This window comes from Kosakonia sp., assembly GCF_032052965.1.
Classification (GTDB): domain Bacteria; phylum Pseudomonadota; class Gammaproteobacteria; order Enterobacterales; family Enterobacteriaceae; genus Kosakonia.
On the sequence record NZ_DAMBVN010000001.1, the window covers coordinates 354,866 to 368,621 of the forward strand.

14 protein-coding genes are annotated in these 13,756 nt (G+C 54.0%); 7 read left to right on the top strand and 7 right to left on the bottom strand.

Translation table 11 applies throughout. The features are described from left to right. Positions 1 to 39 precede the first annotated feature (39 nt). On the top strand, positions 40 to 1,503 hold the full coding sequence (locus RTX30_RS01740; RefSeq protein WP_312686209.1) for a fructuronate reductase: 1,464 nt from the start codon (positions 40 to 42) through the stop codon (positions 1,501 to 1,503). Between the two features lie 36 nt (positions 1,504 to 1,539). Here the strand turns inward: RTX30_RS01740 and ydfZ are convergent, their stop codons facing one another. The 3 genes from ydfZ to ydfG all read right to left on the bottom strand — a co-directional run bounded on the left by ydfZ (position 1,540) and on the right by ydfG (position 3,438). Beyond that, positions 1,540 to 1,743 (bottom strand): putative selenium delivery protein YdfZ, encoded by a 204-nt coding sequence (gene ydfZ / locus RTX30_RS01745; RefSeq protein WP_312686211.1) that lies wholly within the window; start codon positions 1,741 to 1,743, stop codon positions 1,540 to 1,542. Positions 1,744 to 1,913: 170 nt separating this feature from the next. Beyond that, the gene (locus tag RTX30_RS01750; RefSeq protein WP_312686213.1) at positions 1,914 to 2,600 is read right to left on the bottom strand and encodes a GntR family transcriptional regulator; all 687 of its coding nucleotides are present in this window, start codon (positions 2,598 to 2,600) and stop codon (positions 1,914 to 1,916) included. 88 nt (positions 2,601 to 2,688) lie between these two features. Continuing rightward, on the bottom strand, positions 2,689 to 3,438 hold the full coding sequence (gene ydfG, locus RTX30_RS01755; RefSeq protein ID WP_312686215.1) for a bifunctional NADP-dependent 3-hydroxy acid dehydrogenase/3-hydroxypropionate dehydrogenase YdfG: 750 nt from the start codon (positions 3,436 to 3,438) through the stop codon (positions 2,689 to 2,691). A 185-nt stretch (positions 3,439 to 3,623) separates the two neighbouring features. Between ydfG and dcp the strand changes: the two genes are divergently transcribed. Next, the gene (gene dcp / locus RTX30_RS01760) at positions 3,624 to 5,669 is read left to right on the top strand and encodes a peptidyl-dipeptidase Dcp (RefSeq protein WP_312686217.1); all 2,046 of its coding nucleotides are present in this window, start codon (positions 3,624 to 3,626) and stop codon (positions 5,667 to 5,669) included. A 45-nt stretch (positions 5,670 to 5,714) separates the two neighbouring features. On the opposite strand, the gene RTX30_RS01765 is transcribed toward dcp, so the two are convergent. Then, positions 5,715 to 6,434 carry a hypothetical protein gene (locus RTX30_RS01765; RefSeq protein WP_312686218.1) on the bottom strand — a complete coding sequence of 240 codons (720 nt, stop codon included), beginning with the start codon at positions 6,432 to 6,434 and terminating at the stop codon, positions 5,715 to 5,717. A 527-nt stretch (positions 6,435 to 6,961) separates the two neighbouring features. Between RTX30_RS01765 and RTX30_RS01770 the strand changes: the two genes are divergently transcribed. The 3 genes from RTX30_RS01770 (at position 6,962) to RTX30_RS01780 (ending at position 8,747) form a co-directional block, all read left to right on the top strand. Further along, the gene (locus RTX30_RS01770; protein WP_312686220.1) at positions 6,962 to 7,867 is read left to right on the top strand and encodes a flagellin; all 906 of its coding nucleotides are present in this window, start codon (positions 6,962 to 6,964) and stop codon (positions 7,865 to 7,867) included. Positions 7,868 to 8,055: 188 nt separating this feature from the next. After that, a complete protein-coding gene (locus RTX30_RS01775) occupies positions 8,056 to 8,274 on the top strand; it encodes a hypothetical protein (protein WP_312686221.1) in 219 nt (72 codons plus the stop codon). Positions 8,275 to 8,321: 47 nt separating this feature from the next. Then, positions 8,322 to 8,747 (top strand): hypothetical protein, encoded by a 426-nt coding sequence (locus tag RTX30_RS01780; protein WP_312686224.1) that lies wholly within the window; start codon positions 8,322 to 8,324, stop codon positions 8,745 to 8,747. Positions 8,748 to 9,348: 601 nt separating this feature from the next. Here the strand turns inward: RTX30_RS01780 and mgtS are convergent. Then, the gene (gene mgtS / locus RTX30_RS01785; protein ID WP_312686227.1) at positions 9,349 to 9,444 is read right to left on the bottom strand and encodes a protein MgtS; all 96 of its coding nucleotides are present in this window, start codon (positions 9,442 to 9,444) and stop codon (positions 9,349 to 9,351) included. Between the two features lie 104 nt (positions 9,445 to 9,548). Further along, entirely contained in the window at positions 9,549 to 10,553 is a 1,005-nt protein-coding gene (ftrA, locus tag RTX30_RS01790; protein WP_312686229.1) for a transcriptional regulator FtrA, read from the bottom strand. 69 nt (positions 10,554 to 10,622) lie between these two features. Between ftrA and RTX30_RS01795 the strand changes: the two genes are divergently transcribed. Further along, entirely contained in the window at positions 10,623 to 11,036 is a 414-nt protein-coding gene (locus tag RTX30_RS01795) for a rhodanese-like domain-containing protein (protein WP_312686231.1), read from the top strand. A gap of 186 nt (positions 11,037 to 11,222) precedes the next feature. Further along, the gene (locus tag RTX30_RS01800) at positions 11,223 to 12,326 is read left to right on the top strand and encodes a cobalamin-independent methionine synthase II family protein (protein WP_312686234.1); all 1,104 of its coding nucleotides are present in this window, start codon (positions 11,223 to 11,225) and stop codon (positions 12,324 to 12,326) included. Between the two features lie 95 nt (positions 12,327 to 12,421). Here RTX30_RS01800 and ydeE read toward each other — a convergent pair whose 3' ends face one another. After that, complete coding sequence (gene ydeE, locus RTX30_RS01805) at positions 12,422 to 13,609, bottom strand: efflux MFS transporter YdeE (RefSeq protein ID WP_312686236.1); 1,188 nt, start codon at positions 13,607 to 13,609, stop codon at positions 12,422 to 12,424. Positions 13,610 to 13,756 lie beyond the last annotated feature (147 nt).

Genomic DNA, 13,756 nt, shown 5'->3' on the forward strand with positions numbered 1-13,756 from the left:
GACAGGGATTTTCGCTTTATCTATTAACGAGTCGCAACTATGGAAAATCAGTTACTACACGCGAAAGCAACACGTCCTCACTATCACCGCGACGCATTGCAGACGCGGATTGTGCACCTGGGTTTTGGCGCGTTTCACCGCGCGCACCAGTCCGTGTATGCCGATATTCTCGCGGCAGAGCACGGCAGTGATTGGGGTTACTGTGAAGTGAATCTGATCGGTGGCGAGCAACAAATCGCCGATTTGAAGCAGCAGGATAACCTCTACACCGTGGCGGAAATGTCAGCCGATGCATGGACTGCCCGCGTTGTGGGTGTGGTGAAACGAGCGCTTCATGCCCAGGTCGATGGTCTGGAGACGGTGCTGGCGGCGATGTGTGAGCCGCAAGTAGCGATTGTGTCGCTGACCATCACCGAGAAGGGCTACTGCCACTCTCCGGCGACGGGGAAACTGGTACTGGAAAACCCATTGATTGCTGCCGATTTGCAAAACCCACAGCAACCGAAATCCGCCGTGGGAGTGATTGTTGAAGCCCTGGCGCGTCGTAAGGCGGCGGGCCTGCCGGCCTTTACGGTGATGTCTTGCGATAACATGCCGGAAAATGGCCATATCACGCGCAATGTTGTCTGCGCTTATGCCCGCGCGGTGAATGCAGATCTGGCGGACTGGATCGAAGCGAATGTCACCTTCCCCTCCACAATGGTGGATCGCATTGTGCCTGCGGTGACAGCCGAAACGCTGGAGAAGATCGCGCAACTGACGGGCGTGCGCGATCCGGCGGGAGTGGCCTGTGAACCGTTCCGCCAGTGGGTGATCGAAGACAATTTTGTTGCTGGTCGTCCGGCCTGGGAAAAAGCGGGTGCCGAACTGGTAGCCGATGTGATCCCGTTTGAAGAGATGAAACTGCGCATGCTCAATGGCAGCCACTCATTCCTCGCGTATCTCGGCTATCTGGCCGGTTATCAGCACATTAATGAGTGCATGGAAGACGAGAATTACCGTCGCGCTGCCCACGCGCTAATGCTGAAAGAGCAGGCACCAACTCTGCAAGTGAAAGGCGTCGACCTGGCGCATTACGCCGACTTGTTGATCGCCCGCTACAGCAATACTGCGCTGCGCCATCGTACCTGGCAAATCGCTATGGACGGTAGCCAGAAACTGCCGCAGCGCATGCTGGACTCAGTGCGCTGGCATCGGGTTCATCAGCACGACTTCTCCTTGTTGGCGTTAGGTATCGCCGGCTGGATGCGTTACGTGGGCGGCGTGGACGAGAAGGGGCAGGCTATTGAAGTCAGCGATCCGTTGCTGCCAACCATCAACGCTGCGGTCAGCAGCAGTGCGCAGGGTGAAGCGCGCGTGCAGGCGCTGTTAGGCATCGAAGCGATTTTTGGCAATGAACTGCCGAAAGATGCGGTGTTTGTGGCTCAGGTGCAAAAAGCGTATCAGACGCTGCTCGAGAAAGGGGCAAAAGCAACGGTGGCGCAATACGCTGCGGCACTGTGATCGTTATGAATGCCGCCGCGGCGGCATTCTCACCATTTAGTGCAGGCCCAGGCGGATCAGTTCCACCGGTTCGAACTGGCCTTCACATCCTTCCACTTCCACCGTTTTACTGCGACGCACTTTGGCGGCATTTAATCCCTCTGCATGAATGGCAGTGATTTTACCGGTCCGGCCTGTGCCATTAATCATCACACGGCTGCCGACAGTAATAGGGTTACGGTTACGATCATAAGTCATCATGGTGGTTTCTCCTTGTTAACATCCGCAAAATCATCCGGGGCAGAAGACGTCCCCGCGACGGACTGTTTATCAATACGCCTCTGAGACGAGAAGTTTTTGCTTTTGATCAACATCACACTTTTTTACGGTAAAAAAATGCGTCTGCGGCGCAGGACAAGGAGAGGGGGGAATTACTCTTCGGTGAACCAGTCGCGATTTTCCTGGCGGATGGTGATCACCGACTCGCTGATCTCTTGCAAATGCAGTGTCATGGCACGATCAACCGCATCGGCATCGCGTTTTTCCAGCGCGGCGAAAATGTCCAGGTGCTGGCGCAGCAGCATTTCCGGCGGTGACACATGGTCGAGACTCATATAGCGCACACGGTCGATGGTCGCTTTAATGTTTTCGATGGTGTCCCAGGCGAGCTGACAATCGGCAATTTGCGCCAGCTTATGGTGGAAATTATCGTCCAGTTCAAAAAAATCGTTTAACTGCTTGCGTTCGATAGCCGTGCGCTGCTGATTCAGGTTTTGCTCTAACTGATAACAGGTGCTGTCTGTGACAAGCGTTGCTGCACGGCGGGCAACGGCACACTCAATCGCCTGGCGCACAAAACACCCGTTACGGACCTGTGTCATCGAAATTTTATTCACGTAGCTGCCGCGCTGCGGGCGGATCTGGATCAGGCCGTTTTCCGCCAGTTTAATAAAGGCTTCGCGGACCGGTTGACGCGAGACATCAAAGCGAACCGACACCTCTTTTTCCGATAACGGCGTGCCTGGCGGGATCAGACAATGCACAATATCCCGCCGAAGGATGCGGTAGATTTGTTGATTGACGGGTTGTGTGGGATTGAGTTGCGTTTCAGCAGTCATTCGCTCTTACTTTTTAAAGGGTTAACCTGTCTACCATACCATTTATTTAACCGACATCCCATACCCGGCCCGCAGGCCGGGCGGGGGGTTACTCTTCGCGGTGCACGCTCAGCCCCGCATACGTCTGGCTGACAGGCATCATTTCCAGCGTGTTGATATTGACGTGCTTCGGTAAGGTGGCCACCCACCAAACCGCTTCGGTAACGTCTTCCGGCGTCAGTGCGGTGGTTTTCTCGTAAGTCTTGCTCGCTTTGTTATCGTCACCTTTAAAGCGCACATTCGAGAACTCTGTGCCGCCCACCAGGCCCGGCTCAATATTGGTCACGCGTACGCCCGTGCCATTCAGATCAGTACGCAGGTTCAGGCTGAACTGGCGCACAAACGCTTTACTGGCACCGTAAACGTTGCCGCCGGCATACGGCCAGCTCCCGGCGGTAGAACCAATGTTGATCACATGGCCGCGTTTACGCTCGACCATACCAGGCAACACCGCACGGGTCATATAAACGAGGCCTTTATTGTTGGTGTCGATCATTGTTTCCCAGTCGTCGATATTGGCCTTATGCGCCGGTTCCATGCCCAGCGCCAGCCCGGCGTTGTTGACCAGTACATCAATGTCGCGCCACTCAGCCGGCAGAGAAGTGATTAACGCCTCAATTGCCGCGCGGTTACGCACATCAAGTTGTGCCGTATACAGGTTGTCGCCCAGTTCGTCTTTTAACTCCTGCAAACGTTCCTGACGGCGTCCTGTGGCAATGACTTTGTGGCCGTTTTCAATAAAACGGCGGGTGATCCCCTCGCCAAAACCCGCTGTTGCTCCGGTAACCAGAATAATCATCTCACTGTTCCTCAACGCTTTTTGTGGTGATGTACCATAGCATGCGCTGCCGATAAGCGGTAACGCAAGTTATCCAGAAAAGAGTGTGGCAAAAAAAGCGGCGATGCGCGCAGACGAGATTAATGATTGCGATGCGCGCAGGGGATGCCTACTCTGAAGGAACTCACCGCATTCAGGAGCGAAATATGTCGGTTACCAATCCATTTTTTACCCCCAGCCCGCTGCCTTATCAGGCACCGCAGTTCGATGCAATCCAGCAGCAACACTATCGCCCGGCGTTTGACCAGGGGATGCAGCAAAAACGCAGCGAAATTGCGGCGATTACAGCGGATCCGGCAGCGGCGAGTTTTGATAACACCCTGCTGGCGCTGGAACGTAGCGGGCAGTTGCTCAATCAGGTATGTAATGTCTTTTTTGCCATGACCTCGGCTCATACCAATGATTATTTGCAACAGCTGGATGAGGCGTTTTCGGCGGAGCTGGCCGGGCTGGCGAATGATATCTACCTTGATGACACGCTGTTTGCCCGGGTCGATGCCGTGTGGCAGCAACGCCAAAGTCTGGGGCTGGATAGCGAGTCGCTGCGTCTGGTCGAAACGACCCGTCAGCGTTTTGTGCTGGCAGGCGCGTTACTCACGGAGGCTGATAAAACAACGCTTAAAGCGCTGAATACCGAAGCCGCAACACTGACCAGCCAGTTTAACCAACGCCTCCTGGCGGCAGACAAAGCCGGCGGTCTGGTGGTGGATTACGCGCATCAACTGGATGGATTAAGCGCACAGGAACTGGCTGTCGCGGCGGAGGCAGCAAAGGCGAAAGGGCTGGAAAACCGCTGGTTATTGTCGCTACTCAATACCACGCAACAACCGGCGCTGGCCTCGCTGCGCGACAGGCAAACACGGGAGAATCTGTTCACGGCCAGTTGGCTGCGTACGCAACGCGGTGACGCCAACGACACCCGTGAACTGGTGTTACGGCTGGCGGCGTTACGCGCGCAACAAGCGAAATTACTGGGCTTTGCTGACTTCGCCAGCTGGAAAATTGCCGACCAAATGGCGGAAACGCCACAGGCTGCACTGTCGTTTATGCGCGGAATTGCCCCTGCCGCGCGTGCCCGCGCCGAGCGCGAACTGGCGGATATACAGCAAGTCATCAACGATCAGCAGGGCGGTTTCTCTGCACAGGCATGGGACTGGGCGTTTTACGCCGAGCAGGTCCGGCTGGCGAAATACGCGCTGGATGAGTCGCAAATCAAACCCTATTTCGCGCTCAATACGGTGCTGACCGAAGGCGTGTTTTGGGCAGCCAGCGAGTTGTTTGGCATCCGTTTTCGCGAGCGTAAAGATATTCCGGTTTATCATCCCGATGTGCGCGTATGGGAGATTTTAGACGCAGATGGTAGCGGCATGGCACTGTTTTACGGTGATTTTTATGCCCGTGACTCAAAAAGCGGTGGTGCATGGATGGGCAATTTTATTGAACAATCCACGCTGCTGGCGACACAACCCGTCATTTATAACGTATGTAATTACCAGAAACCTGCCGACGGTCAGGCCGCGTTACTCTCCTGGGATGAGGTGATCACCCTGTTCCATGAGTTTGGCCACACCCTGCATGGTCTGTTCGCCAGCCAGCGTTATGCCTCGCTCTCCGGCACCAATACGCCACGCGACTTTGTCGAGTTTCCCTCGCAGATCAATGAGCACTGGGCCAGTCATCCGCAGGTCTTTGCGCGTTATGCGTTACACCACATAACCGGTGAGCCGATGCCGGAAGCGCTCCGCGAAAAAATGCTGCGTGCAACCCGCTTTAACAAAGGCTACGAGATGACGGAGTTACTTAGCGCTGCCTTGCTGGATATGAACTGGCATAGTCTGGCTGATGGCGAGGCGGTGACAGACGTCGACAGCTTTGAACAACAGGCGATTCGCAAAGAGAAACTCGATCTGGCGGCGGTGCCGCCGCGCTACCGGAGCAGCTATTTCGCGCACATCTTTGGTGGGGGGTATGCCGCCGGGTATTACGCCTATTTATGGACGCAAATGCTGGCAGACGATGGCTATCAATGGTTTGTTGAGCAGGGCGGTTTAAGCCGAGCCAATGGCCAGCGTTTCCGCGAGGCGATTTTATCCCGAGGTAACAGTGACGATCTGGCCGATCTTTATCGCCAGTGGCGCGGGCACGATCCGGCGATCGAACCGATGCTAAAAAATCGGGGCCTGAGCGAATAATATTTCACCCTGACCTACCGGGCACAGTGCCCGGTAGTATTCCTCTCAGGCTGCACGCAGCCAGGCTTGTTTGATCTCTTTCACTTCAGCGAGTAACGCCAGCGTTTTGCCTTCATCCTGGGTGAAATCAACCAGAAAATAACGGTTGACCCTTTTCAGCCAGTTCACCAGATTCGGTGCATCCCACCAGGCAAGATCCAGCAAAGCCTCGATCACTTTTTCCGAAAAACGAAAACGCACCAGTCGTGCCGGGCTACCGACGTAAATGCCATACGGTTCGGAAGTGAAGTTTGGTGGCAGTAGCGAACGGGCACCGACAATACAGCCGTCTTCAATGGTTCCGCCGCCGAGCATCATCACTTCATCACCGATCCAGACATCATTTTTGATGACGGAATCACCGTATTGCGGTAAGACCGGGCTTTGCAAATCCGGATGCTGGAAAGAGATGATCGACGTGGACATGGCACGCGTCTCATGCTGCCCGTTAAGAATAAACCGCAGTCGTAATCCGCCAGAAACAAACCGGCCCACGCGCAATGCCTGCGCATTGCTGTCGTATTTTGCGATCGAACCGACACCAAAACCGGAGCATTTACCGATTTGCATATGGCCGATTTCTGACGCATCACCCAGCCAGTTTTGAAAAAATCCCTTCGGCAACGTACTGAAAAGACCGTCCTGGTAAGCGAGCACATCAAATTTTTCCGCCAGCGGATGGTCGGGTGAAAAACCCAGACAATCGTTATCCGTATCAATGTTCATACATAACCCGTGAGCAATAAAAAAAGAGAAAAGGCCGTTCAAAATGTTTAGCGGGCGAATGGTTATGCAATAGCCAGATCGGATCAAGGGCAGAATTTGGTGGGGAAACTGATGCCATGCCCTGTTGACAGGCCCTGTACCTGCTTGCACAAGTATCAAAACACTTTAAAAAGTTACATAACGTGGGGAGATATTGACCTGTTTCATGTCGGCGCAATACCGTGAGGCGTGGTGATGAATCCCCCTGCGCGGAGGGGCTACCAGTCAGACCTTTTTGGGGTAAGGCGGGTTTGCGGGCTGGAGCAGACTCACCGGGAGGCACCCGGCATCACCGTAATCTGTACAGCCAGAGACCTGTTCTGTGGTCTGGTCTCTGGCTGCATTCACGCATTACCGTCACGATCGCCTACCTGCCAATATTCATGGGTTTTAAGGATATCCTTAAAGGCCACCTGTTCTGCGCCGATAGTCCTGAATATTTGATTTCATTTGGCTGTGAAAATAATTATTCAGGGTAGGGAACTCCGATGGCTGTTATCAATACCAATACACTCTCATTGATAAACCAGAATAACCTCAGTAAATCGCAAGCGGCGTTGGGTACCTCGATTGAGCGTTTATCCTCGGGGTTGCGTGTTAACAGTGCGAAAGATGATGCCGCCGGGCAGGCCATCGCTAACCGCTTCTCCTCAAATATCAACGGCATGGGCGTTGCCGCACGAAACGCGAACGACGCAATTTCGCTGGCGCAAACCGCAGAAGGGGCGCTGAGTGAAATCAATAACAACTTGCAGCGTATTCGTGATTTGACGCTACAGGCACAAAACAGCACCAATTCAGCTTCCGATATTGACTCTATCCAGGCAGAAGTGAACGAGCGCATGGCAGAGATCAACCGCGTGACCACGCAGACGGATTTCAACGGCATCAAAATACTGGATACCTCTTCCGGTACTTTCAGCTACGGTTTTCATGTGGGTACCGATGATGGCGAAGCGATCACCATCAGCATGGGCAGTAGCGACAGTTACAACTTAGGTGCCAGTTCCGGCAATATTCGCGATGTGTCGGGGGATTTTATCAACGGCAATGCCCGCAGCACCAAAGCAGAAGGTTTTGACGTGTTAAAAGGCGCAGTCTCTTCTGGCGGTATGACCAGCGGCACGCCACTGGCGGCGCTCGACGAGGCGATCAAGGCAGTCGATACTCAGCGTAGCGCTTTAGGTGCTTACCAGAATCGGTTTGAGTCGGTGATCAGCAATTTAACCCATGCCGCAAACAATCTCTCGTCGGCGCGTAGCCGCATTCTGGACTCGGACTACGGGACGGAGGTGTCGACGATGTCGCGGGCGCAAATATTGCAGCAGGCTGGTAGCTCAGTGCTGGCGCAGGCCAATCAGGTACCGCAAACCATGCTATCCTTACTGCGGTAAGCCCTTCTTTCAGCTTATTCAGTTGTTAAAGTGTGGGCTACCTCACAGTTACGCCATAGCGTTATCCGCCTCATTACGCCAAATTAAAAGACCCAATTTTGGAGCTTAACATTCCGTGGCATGACACAGGCATTCAGTGAATGACTGTGTTACTGTCGAATGCTATTTGAGCAACTGAGGTAACCGACATGAGCAAAAATGTAGTGGTAATTCGCGCCGGTGGTAAGGTTGAAAACGTGACCGTGGAAGACAATGCAAAGTCGGTCACGTTTAAAAATGAGCAAAGTGCATTCCTCGAAATCCCGATTGAAAGCTGGGAACTGGATGGCGAAACGTTCCTTGTCGCCCGGTTTTCAGACCTGGTCACCCAACAAGAAACTGAGCAGGCCATTCGTCAATTCTACTGATTACTGCCGCCTGCGGGCGGCTTTCACTGCCAGAAGCGGAGAGGTACATGGAATATCAACCTGAAGTGCCAGAAGTCGTCACCCCCACTATCAGTACCCAGGACAGCGCATTATCTCATCTGGTGTCCTGCGCGAATTTGGGCGCAGGCATGGTGGTCACGCTGGTCGTCGACGGTCAGGTAGTGGCCGGTGAACTGGTTTCTGGTTATGAATATGCGTTATTTACCGCGCGCGCAATCCGGTCTGTTGCCGGCGATGAAACAGTGACAAATTCTATTGCCCGTTTCTTTGACGATCTGGCCGAAGATTATCGTGTCGAAGACGACCACGTTATTCCACTTAATTATTTACATATTAAAGATCCGTCATGGATGACCGGTAATGCGGGCTGGACAAGTGTGAAAGGCACAATATTGCGTGTGCATATTGCGAAAGTCAGTGGCTTCTCTTTAGGTAAAGCCAAAAACGCGTAAATATAAACGTAAAAAGGGCCTCTCTGAGAGGCCCGCACTAGACGACTTTTTTGGGCCACCGTCTCCTGCGTGGCACGGATATACAGGATTTTATTGTAAGTCTCGTCCCACAAACGGAACAAATAGCACCATGTGGTTGCTGTTGACCCGGGCAGAACGTTGTGAATAAAAACTTTTGGCTGCTGCAAACCGGGCATTGAAATCTAATATTGGGGATAACCCCTCCGGTCTGTTAAGTGGAGCCATGACGTTATCACAATAAGCTCATTCTGAAAGATATATCGTCTGGAATTTCAATAGCAAAACGTTTCGCCCGCCCGCTAAAAATCTCACGATCTCCCTGAACACAAGGCCATGGCGGGAAAAAATAGCGTTCGTGTTGAGGTGCTCGTTTAATGTTTGTTGATGGTGGCGATGCTAAATTGCTCAGTGATCCGTTAACCCGCAGTATGAGTTAGCGCGTAAAGCAAAACACAAATCTATCCATGCAAGCATTGACCGCCGATTTCTGGCGGTTTTTTTTATTCAGTTGCGGTAAGAAAAAACGGCCTCTTACGTGTTTGCATAAGAGGCCGTCGCGGCGGGGGAGTATCGCTGTTCATCAGTCATCCCATTTGTGACTAAAATAAGCAGCCAGGAAACCAGAGAACAAAATAATTCCCAGCACTGCCATAAATACATGCATATTTCCGATCATATCTAAACCTCCATCTTTATTAACTGCTGACCTCTCAAACATTAATATTTCGCGATGGAGCAATAATAACCCGTAGAAGTTAAATAAAAGCTGAATAATGTTAATTATTTCGCAGGGACAGTAAATTTTTTGCGATAAGTCGCCGGGGAAATACCATGATGCTGGCGAAAGTGATGACGGAACGAGGCGGCGTTGGTAAAGCCGCTATGCCCGGCGACCAGTTCAATACTCATACGTGAGCGGGTCAGTAGATCCTGCGCACGTTGCAAGCGCTCCTGTAAAATCCAGCGCTGCGGCGTGGTGCCGGTGGCATCCTGGAAACGGCGCAAAAAGGTGCGCGGACTCATGCCGGCACGCTGTGCCAGCGAGGAAACGGTGTGGTTTTGCGCCAGTTGCTGATGAAGAAAGTCGAACAGTTGGCCCAGCTGTTTGCTCTCGCGTGTGCGGGCGACCGGGCGGGTCAGTTGCTGGGTTTGTGAACCATCGCGGTGTGGCTGCACTACCAGTCGTTGCGCCACGCGGTTGGCTATCTCCATCCCGTAATCCTCGCGCACCACATGCAGGCAAAGATCAATCCCCGCTGCGCTGCCGGCAGAAGTCATCACTGTGCCTTCATCGTAATAAAGGGCATCTTCCAGCACCTCAATTGCCGGGTAGTGTTCGCGTAACAGCGCGGTATAGCGCCAGTGGGTGGTGGCTTTTCGCCCGTTCAGCAACCCGGCTGCGGCCAGCACAAACACGCCGGAACAGATGGAAATAATGCGGCAACCGCGCTGATTTGCCGCCAGCAGCGCGGCGCACAATTGCGGCGGTACCGGCGTTTGCGCGCCGCGCCAGCCGGGAACGACAATCGTATCGGCCCCGGCAAGCAACTCAAGCCCGCCTTCCGCCACCACCCGCACGCCGCCGGTGGCCTGCAGTTCGCCCTCATCGACCGCCGCTACCGCAAAGCTGTACCAGTTGTCGCCCATCTCCGGGCGCGGCAGACCAAAAATCTCCACGGCGACGCCAAATTCAAATGTACACAGCCCGTCATAGGCGAGCGTTACTACCCGGTGGCGTACCGGTTCCTGTCGTGAAATTGTCATTTTCCTGGTGTTATCTGGCATAAAGAGGGGCAGTGAAGTTGTGCTGTTATGGGTAGATTAGTGGTACCACAAACAAGGAGAAAGCACTATATGAGCTATGTAACTGAGATCCCCGCTGCTTCGCCAGAAGACGCCGCCAGCCATTTTATGCATCGCCTGAGTATGGAGACAGATTGCGCGGATGTGCACCACGCCCTGACGCACCATGAACAGGATTTCGTGTTATTGCACGTCGTGGGAAGCGAGGAAGCGTTCGCCCGCCGCCATGTACCGGGCGCGCTACATTTGCCGCACAGCCAGATGACCCCGGAGCGTATGGCGCAGTGGCCGGCGGATACCCTGTTTGTGGTCTACTGTGCCGGGCCGCATTGCAACGGTGCCGATCGCGCGGCGCTGAAACTGGCGCGTATGGGGCTGCCGGTAAAGATTATGCTTGGCGGCATCACGGGCTGGGAAGATGAGGGTTACACCTTTGCCCGCGGCAGCAGCTTGGAGTCTGCTTAAGCGCGGAACTTTCATCTTCCGTTACGGAAGATGAATTTTCCTCATGTCCCGTGAATTTTTCTCGTTTGCCGCTTCCCGCCCGGTGTGACATGTTATTTGGACATTTAGCCATCCAGAAGTCTAAATATTCAAATGATGAATTATCACGCCGGGCAACCATCTTCCCTGGCGCACGAGGAGAGTAATATGCAGCGACATCAGGCCCCGTTCCGCGCAGACGTAGTCGGCAGTTTTTTACGTCCGGACGCTATTAAACAGGCGCGTACGCAGTTTGCGCAGGGGGAGATCACCGCGCAACAGCTGCGCCGTGTGGAGGATGATGCGATTCGTCAGGTGGTTGAACAGCAATGTGCCTGCGGTCTGCATGTGGTCACCGACGGTGAGTTTCGCCGTGCATGGTGGCATTTCGACTTCTTCGATGGTTTGCAGGGGGTGGAACGTTACGATGCCGACAAAGGGATCCAGTTTAACGGTGTTCAAACCAAGGCGCACGGCGTGCGGGTCACGGCAAAACTGGCCTTTGGCGATCACCCAATGCTGGATGATTTCCGTTACCTGAAAAGCATCAGCGGCAATGCGCAGCCGAAAATGACCATTCCCAGCCCCAGCGTGCTGCATTTCCGTGGCGGGCGTAAAGATATCGATGCCACGGTGTACCCGCAACTGGATGCCTACTTTGACGATCTCGCTTCCACCTGGCGCGATGCGATCCACGCCTTTTATGCAGCGGGATGCCGGTACCTGCAACTGGATGATACCGTCTGGGCTTATCTGTGCTCGGACGATCAGCGCCGTCAGATCCGCGAACGTGGCGACGATCCGGATGAACTGGCACGGATTTATGCCCGGGTAATCAACAAAGCGCTGGAAGGGAAACCCGAGGATTTGACCATCGGTCTGCATGTTTGTCGCGGGAACTTCCGTTCCACCTGGATCTCCGAAGGCGGTTACGAGCCGGTGGCGGAAGTGCTGTTCGGCAGCGTCAACGTCGACGCCTTTTTCCTTGAATATGACAATGACCGTTCCGGTGATTTTGCGCCGTTGCGTTTTGTCCGCCCGGGTAAACAGCAGGTCGTCCTGGGGCTTATCACGACTAAAAACGGCGAGCTTGAAAACCCGGAAGGGGTCAAAGCGCGTATTCAGGAAGCGGCAAAATTTGTCGACATTAACCAGATTTGCCTCAGCCCGCAGTGTGGCTTTGCCTCAACCGAAGAGGGCAACACCCTGACACCTGATCAGCAATGGGAGAAAATCCGTCTGGTAACCTCGATTGCGGAACAAGTGTGGTAAGCCTGAGCGCGAAGCGATCCTGGCATCGCGAACCTGCGGGGGCTTACCCCGCGTAACGTTAACCCGGTACGCTCACGCGTTACCGGGTTACGCTGTTATTGCGGCTGCATGACACCCCAGGGGCGGATTTGCATGCCACGGATCATCATCATCCAGGCCAGCACAATGGTGACCATCAGGATGATAAACAGTGACCAAGCTGGCAGGGTCGTCAGAATGATCCCGGTCAGCAAGGGGTTCATGGCGGCGCCGAGCCAGCCCAGTGCCTGCGCCGAGAAGTAGGTGGCTTTCATCCCCGCCGGGGCGATGTTATCGATCAAAAGATATTCGCCTGGTGCGTAGATAACTTCACCCAACGTAAAGACAGCGGCCGAGAAGCCCCATAGCCATAATTTATTGCCAGAGCACATAAAACCGGCCAGACCGAGTACAAAGCAGACCGTACCGGTAGCCATCAGCGGGCGCAGGTTTGTCGCATTCAGTTTGCGGCCAACGGCGTACTGCAGCGTCACGACCACGGCGGCGTTGACCGGTAACACTACGGCGACCACGCGCTCGGCAAAAGTGCTGTCCGCCACTGCCATGACATATTGGGAGAGGCAAGAAGCAAACGAACCTGCGACGAACGAGGCGAGAAAACCCGACAGAGTAAACCAGCCCAGGGCTCTGTCTTTCAACAATACGGACGGATTCCACGCCACCGGGCCGCCCAGGCTGTCGCCCACAGCCACACGACGCACAAAGAGTTGTATAAACACCAGCGGAAACGCAGCGCACACCGCTGCCAGCCAGAAGGGCAGATTAATGCTCTGCATCACCAGCAGGGTGCCGATCGGCGGACCCACCGTCCAGCCGATGTTAAGAAAGGTGTAATTCAGCGAGAAGATTTTGGCTTTCGCTGTCGGCGTGAGCGTGTCCGCAAAATAGGCTTTCAGCACGGTTGAAAAGACGGAGTAGGCGCAGTTGATCAGCGAAAAGAAGAGCACTACCAGCCAGGCGTGATGCACCAGCGGAATCGCAGCGAAACCGGCAATAAACGCGGTGATGGCCAGCAGCATGTAGCGCTTTTTATCGAACTTGTCTGCCAGCATGCCAAAGCCGAGGCTGAACAGTACGCCGATTGTTAAGGCGAGCGTCATCGCATAGCCGATTTGATCCACCGCCATCGCATACTGCCGATTGAGGTAAATGGTCATAAACGGCAGCGTGGCGCCGCGACCGATGGTCAATAAAAGTGATGATGCCAGTAAGGCGGCGGTGGAGCGTGTTTGCGTTGGACTCATTGACGTACCCGACATGCATGTTGTTATAGTTTTTTGTGATGTATACAGCAATAACATGCATAAAGTGCGAAGTACACCCGCAGATTTGTCGTCAGATGCACAAACTGACCTACCTGATTTAATGATCTGTCACTGTACATTTTTTTG

Excerpts from the sequence above, each read along its gene's own strand:
- ydeE (WP_312686236.1), bottom strand. The coding sequence starts at position 13,609 with ATGAGTCCAACGCAAACACGCTCCACCGCCGCCTTACTGGCATCATCA.
- RTX30_RS01800 (WP_312686234.1), top strand. The coding sequence starts at position 11,223 with ATGCAGCGACATCAGGCCCCGTTCCGCGCAGACGTAGTCGGCAGTTTT.
- RTX30_RS01795 (WP_312686231.1), top strand. The coding sequence starts at position 10,623 with ATGAGCTATGTAACTGAGATCCCCGCTGCTTCGCCAGAAGACGCCGCC.
- dcp (WP_312686217.1), top strand. The coding sequence starts at position 3,624 with ATGTCGGTTACCAATCCATTTTTTACCCCCAGCCCGCTGCCTTATCAG.
- RTX30_RS01765 (WP_312686218.1), bottom strand. The coding sequence starts at position 6,434 with ATGAACATTGATACGGATAACGATTGTCTGGGTTTTTCACCCGACCAT.
- RTX30_RS01780 (WP_312686224.1), top strand. The coding sequence starts at position 8,322 with ATGGAATATCAACCTGAAGTGCCAGAAGTCGTCACCCCCACTATCAGT.
- ydfG (WP_312686215.1), bottom strand. The coding sequence starts at position 3,438 with ATGATTATTCTGGTTACCGGAGCAACAGCGGGTTTTGGCGAGGGGATC.
- RTX30_RS01740 (WP_312686209.1), top strand. The coding sequence starts at position 40 with ATGGAAAATCAGTTACTACACGCGAAAGCAACACGTCCTCACTATCAC.
- ydfZ (WP_312686211.1), bottom strand. The coding sequence starts at position 1,743 with ATGATGACTTATGATCGTAACCGTAACCCTATTACTGTCGGCAGCCGT.
- RTX30_RS01750 (WP_312686213.1), bottom strand. The coding sequence starts at position 2,600 with ATGACTGCTGAAACGCAACTCAATCCCACACAACCCGTCAATCAACAA.
- RTX30_RS01770 (WP_312686220.1), top strand. The coding sequence starts at position 6,962 with ATGGCTGTTATCAATACCAATACACTCTCATTGATAAACCAGAATAAC.
- mgtS (WP_312686227.1), bottom strand. The coding sequence starts at position 9,444 with ATGATCGGAAATATGCATGTATTTATGGCAGTGCTGGGAATTATTTTG.
- ftrA (WP_312686229.1), bottom strand. The coding sequence starts at position 10,553 with ATGCCAGATAACACCAGGAAAATGACAATTTCACGACAGGAACCGGTA.
- RTX30_RS01775 (WP_312686221.1), top strand. The coding sequence starts at position 8,056 with ATGAGCAAAAATGTAGTGGTAATTCGCGCCGGTGGTAAGGTTGAAAAC.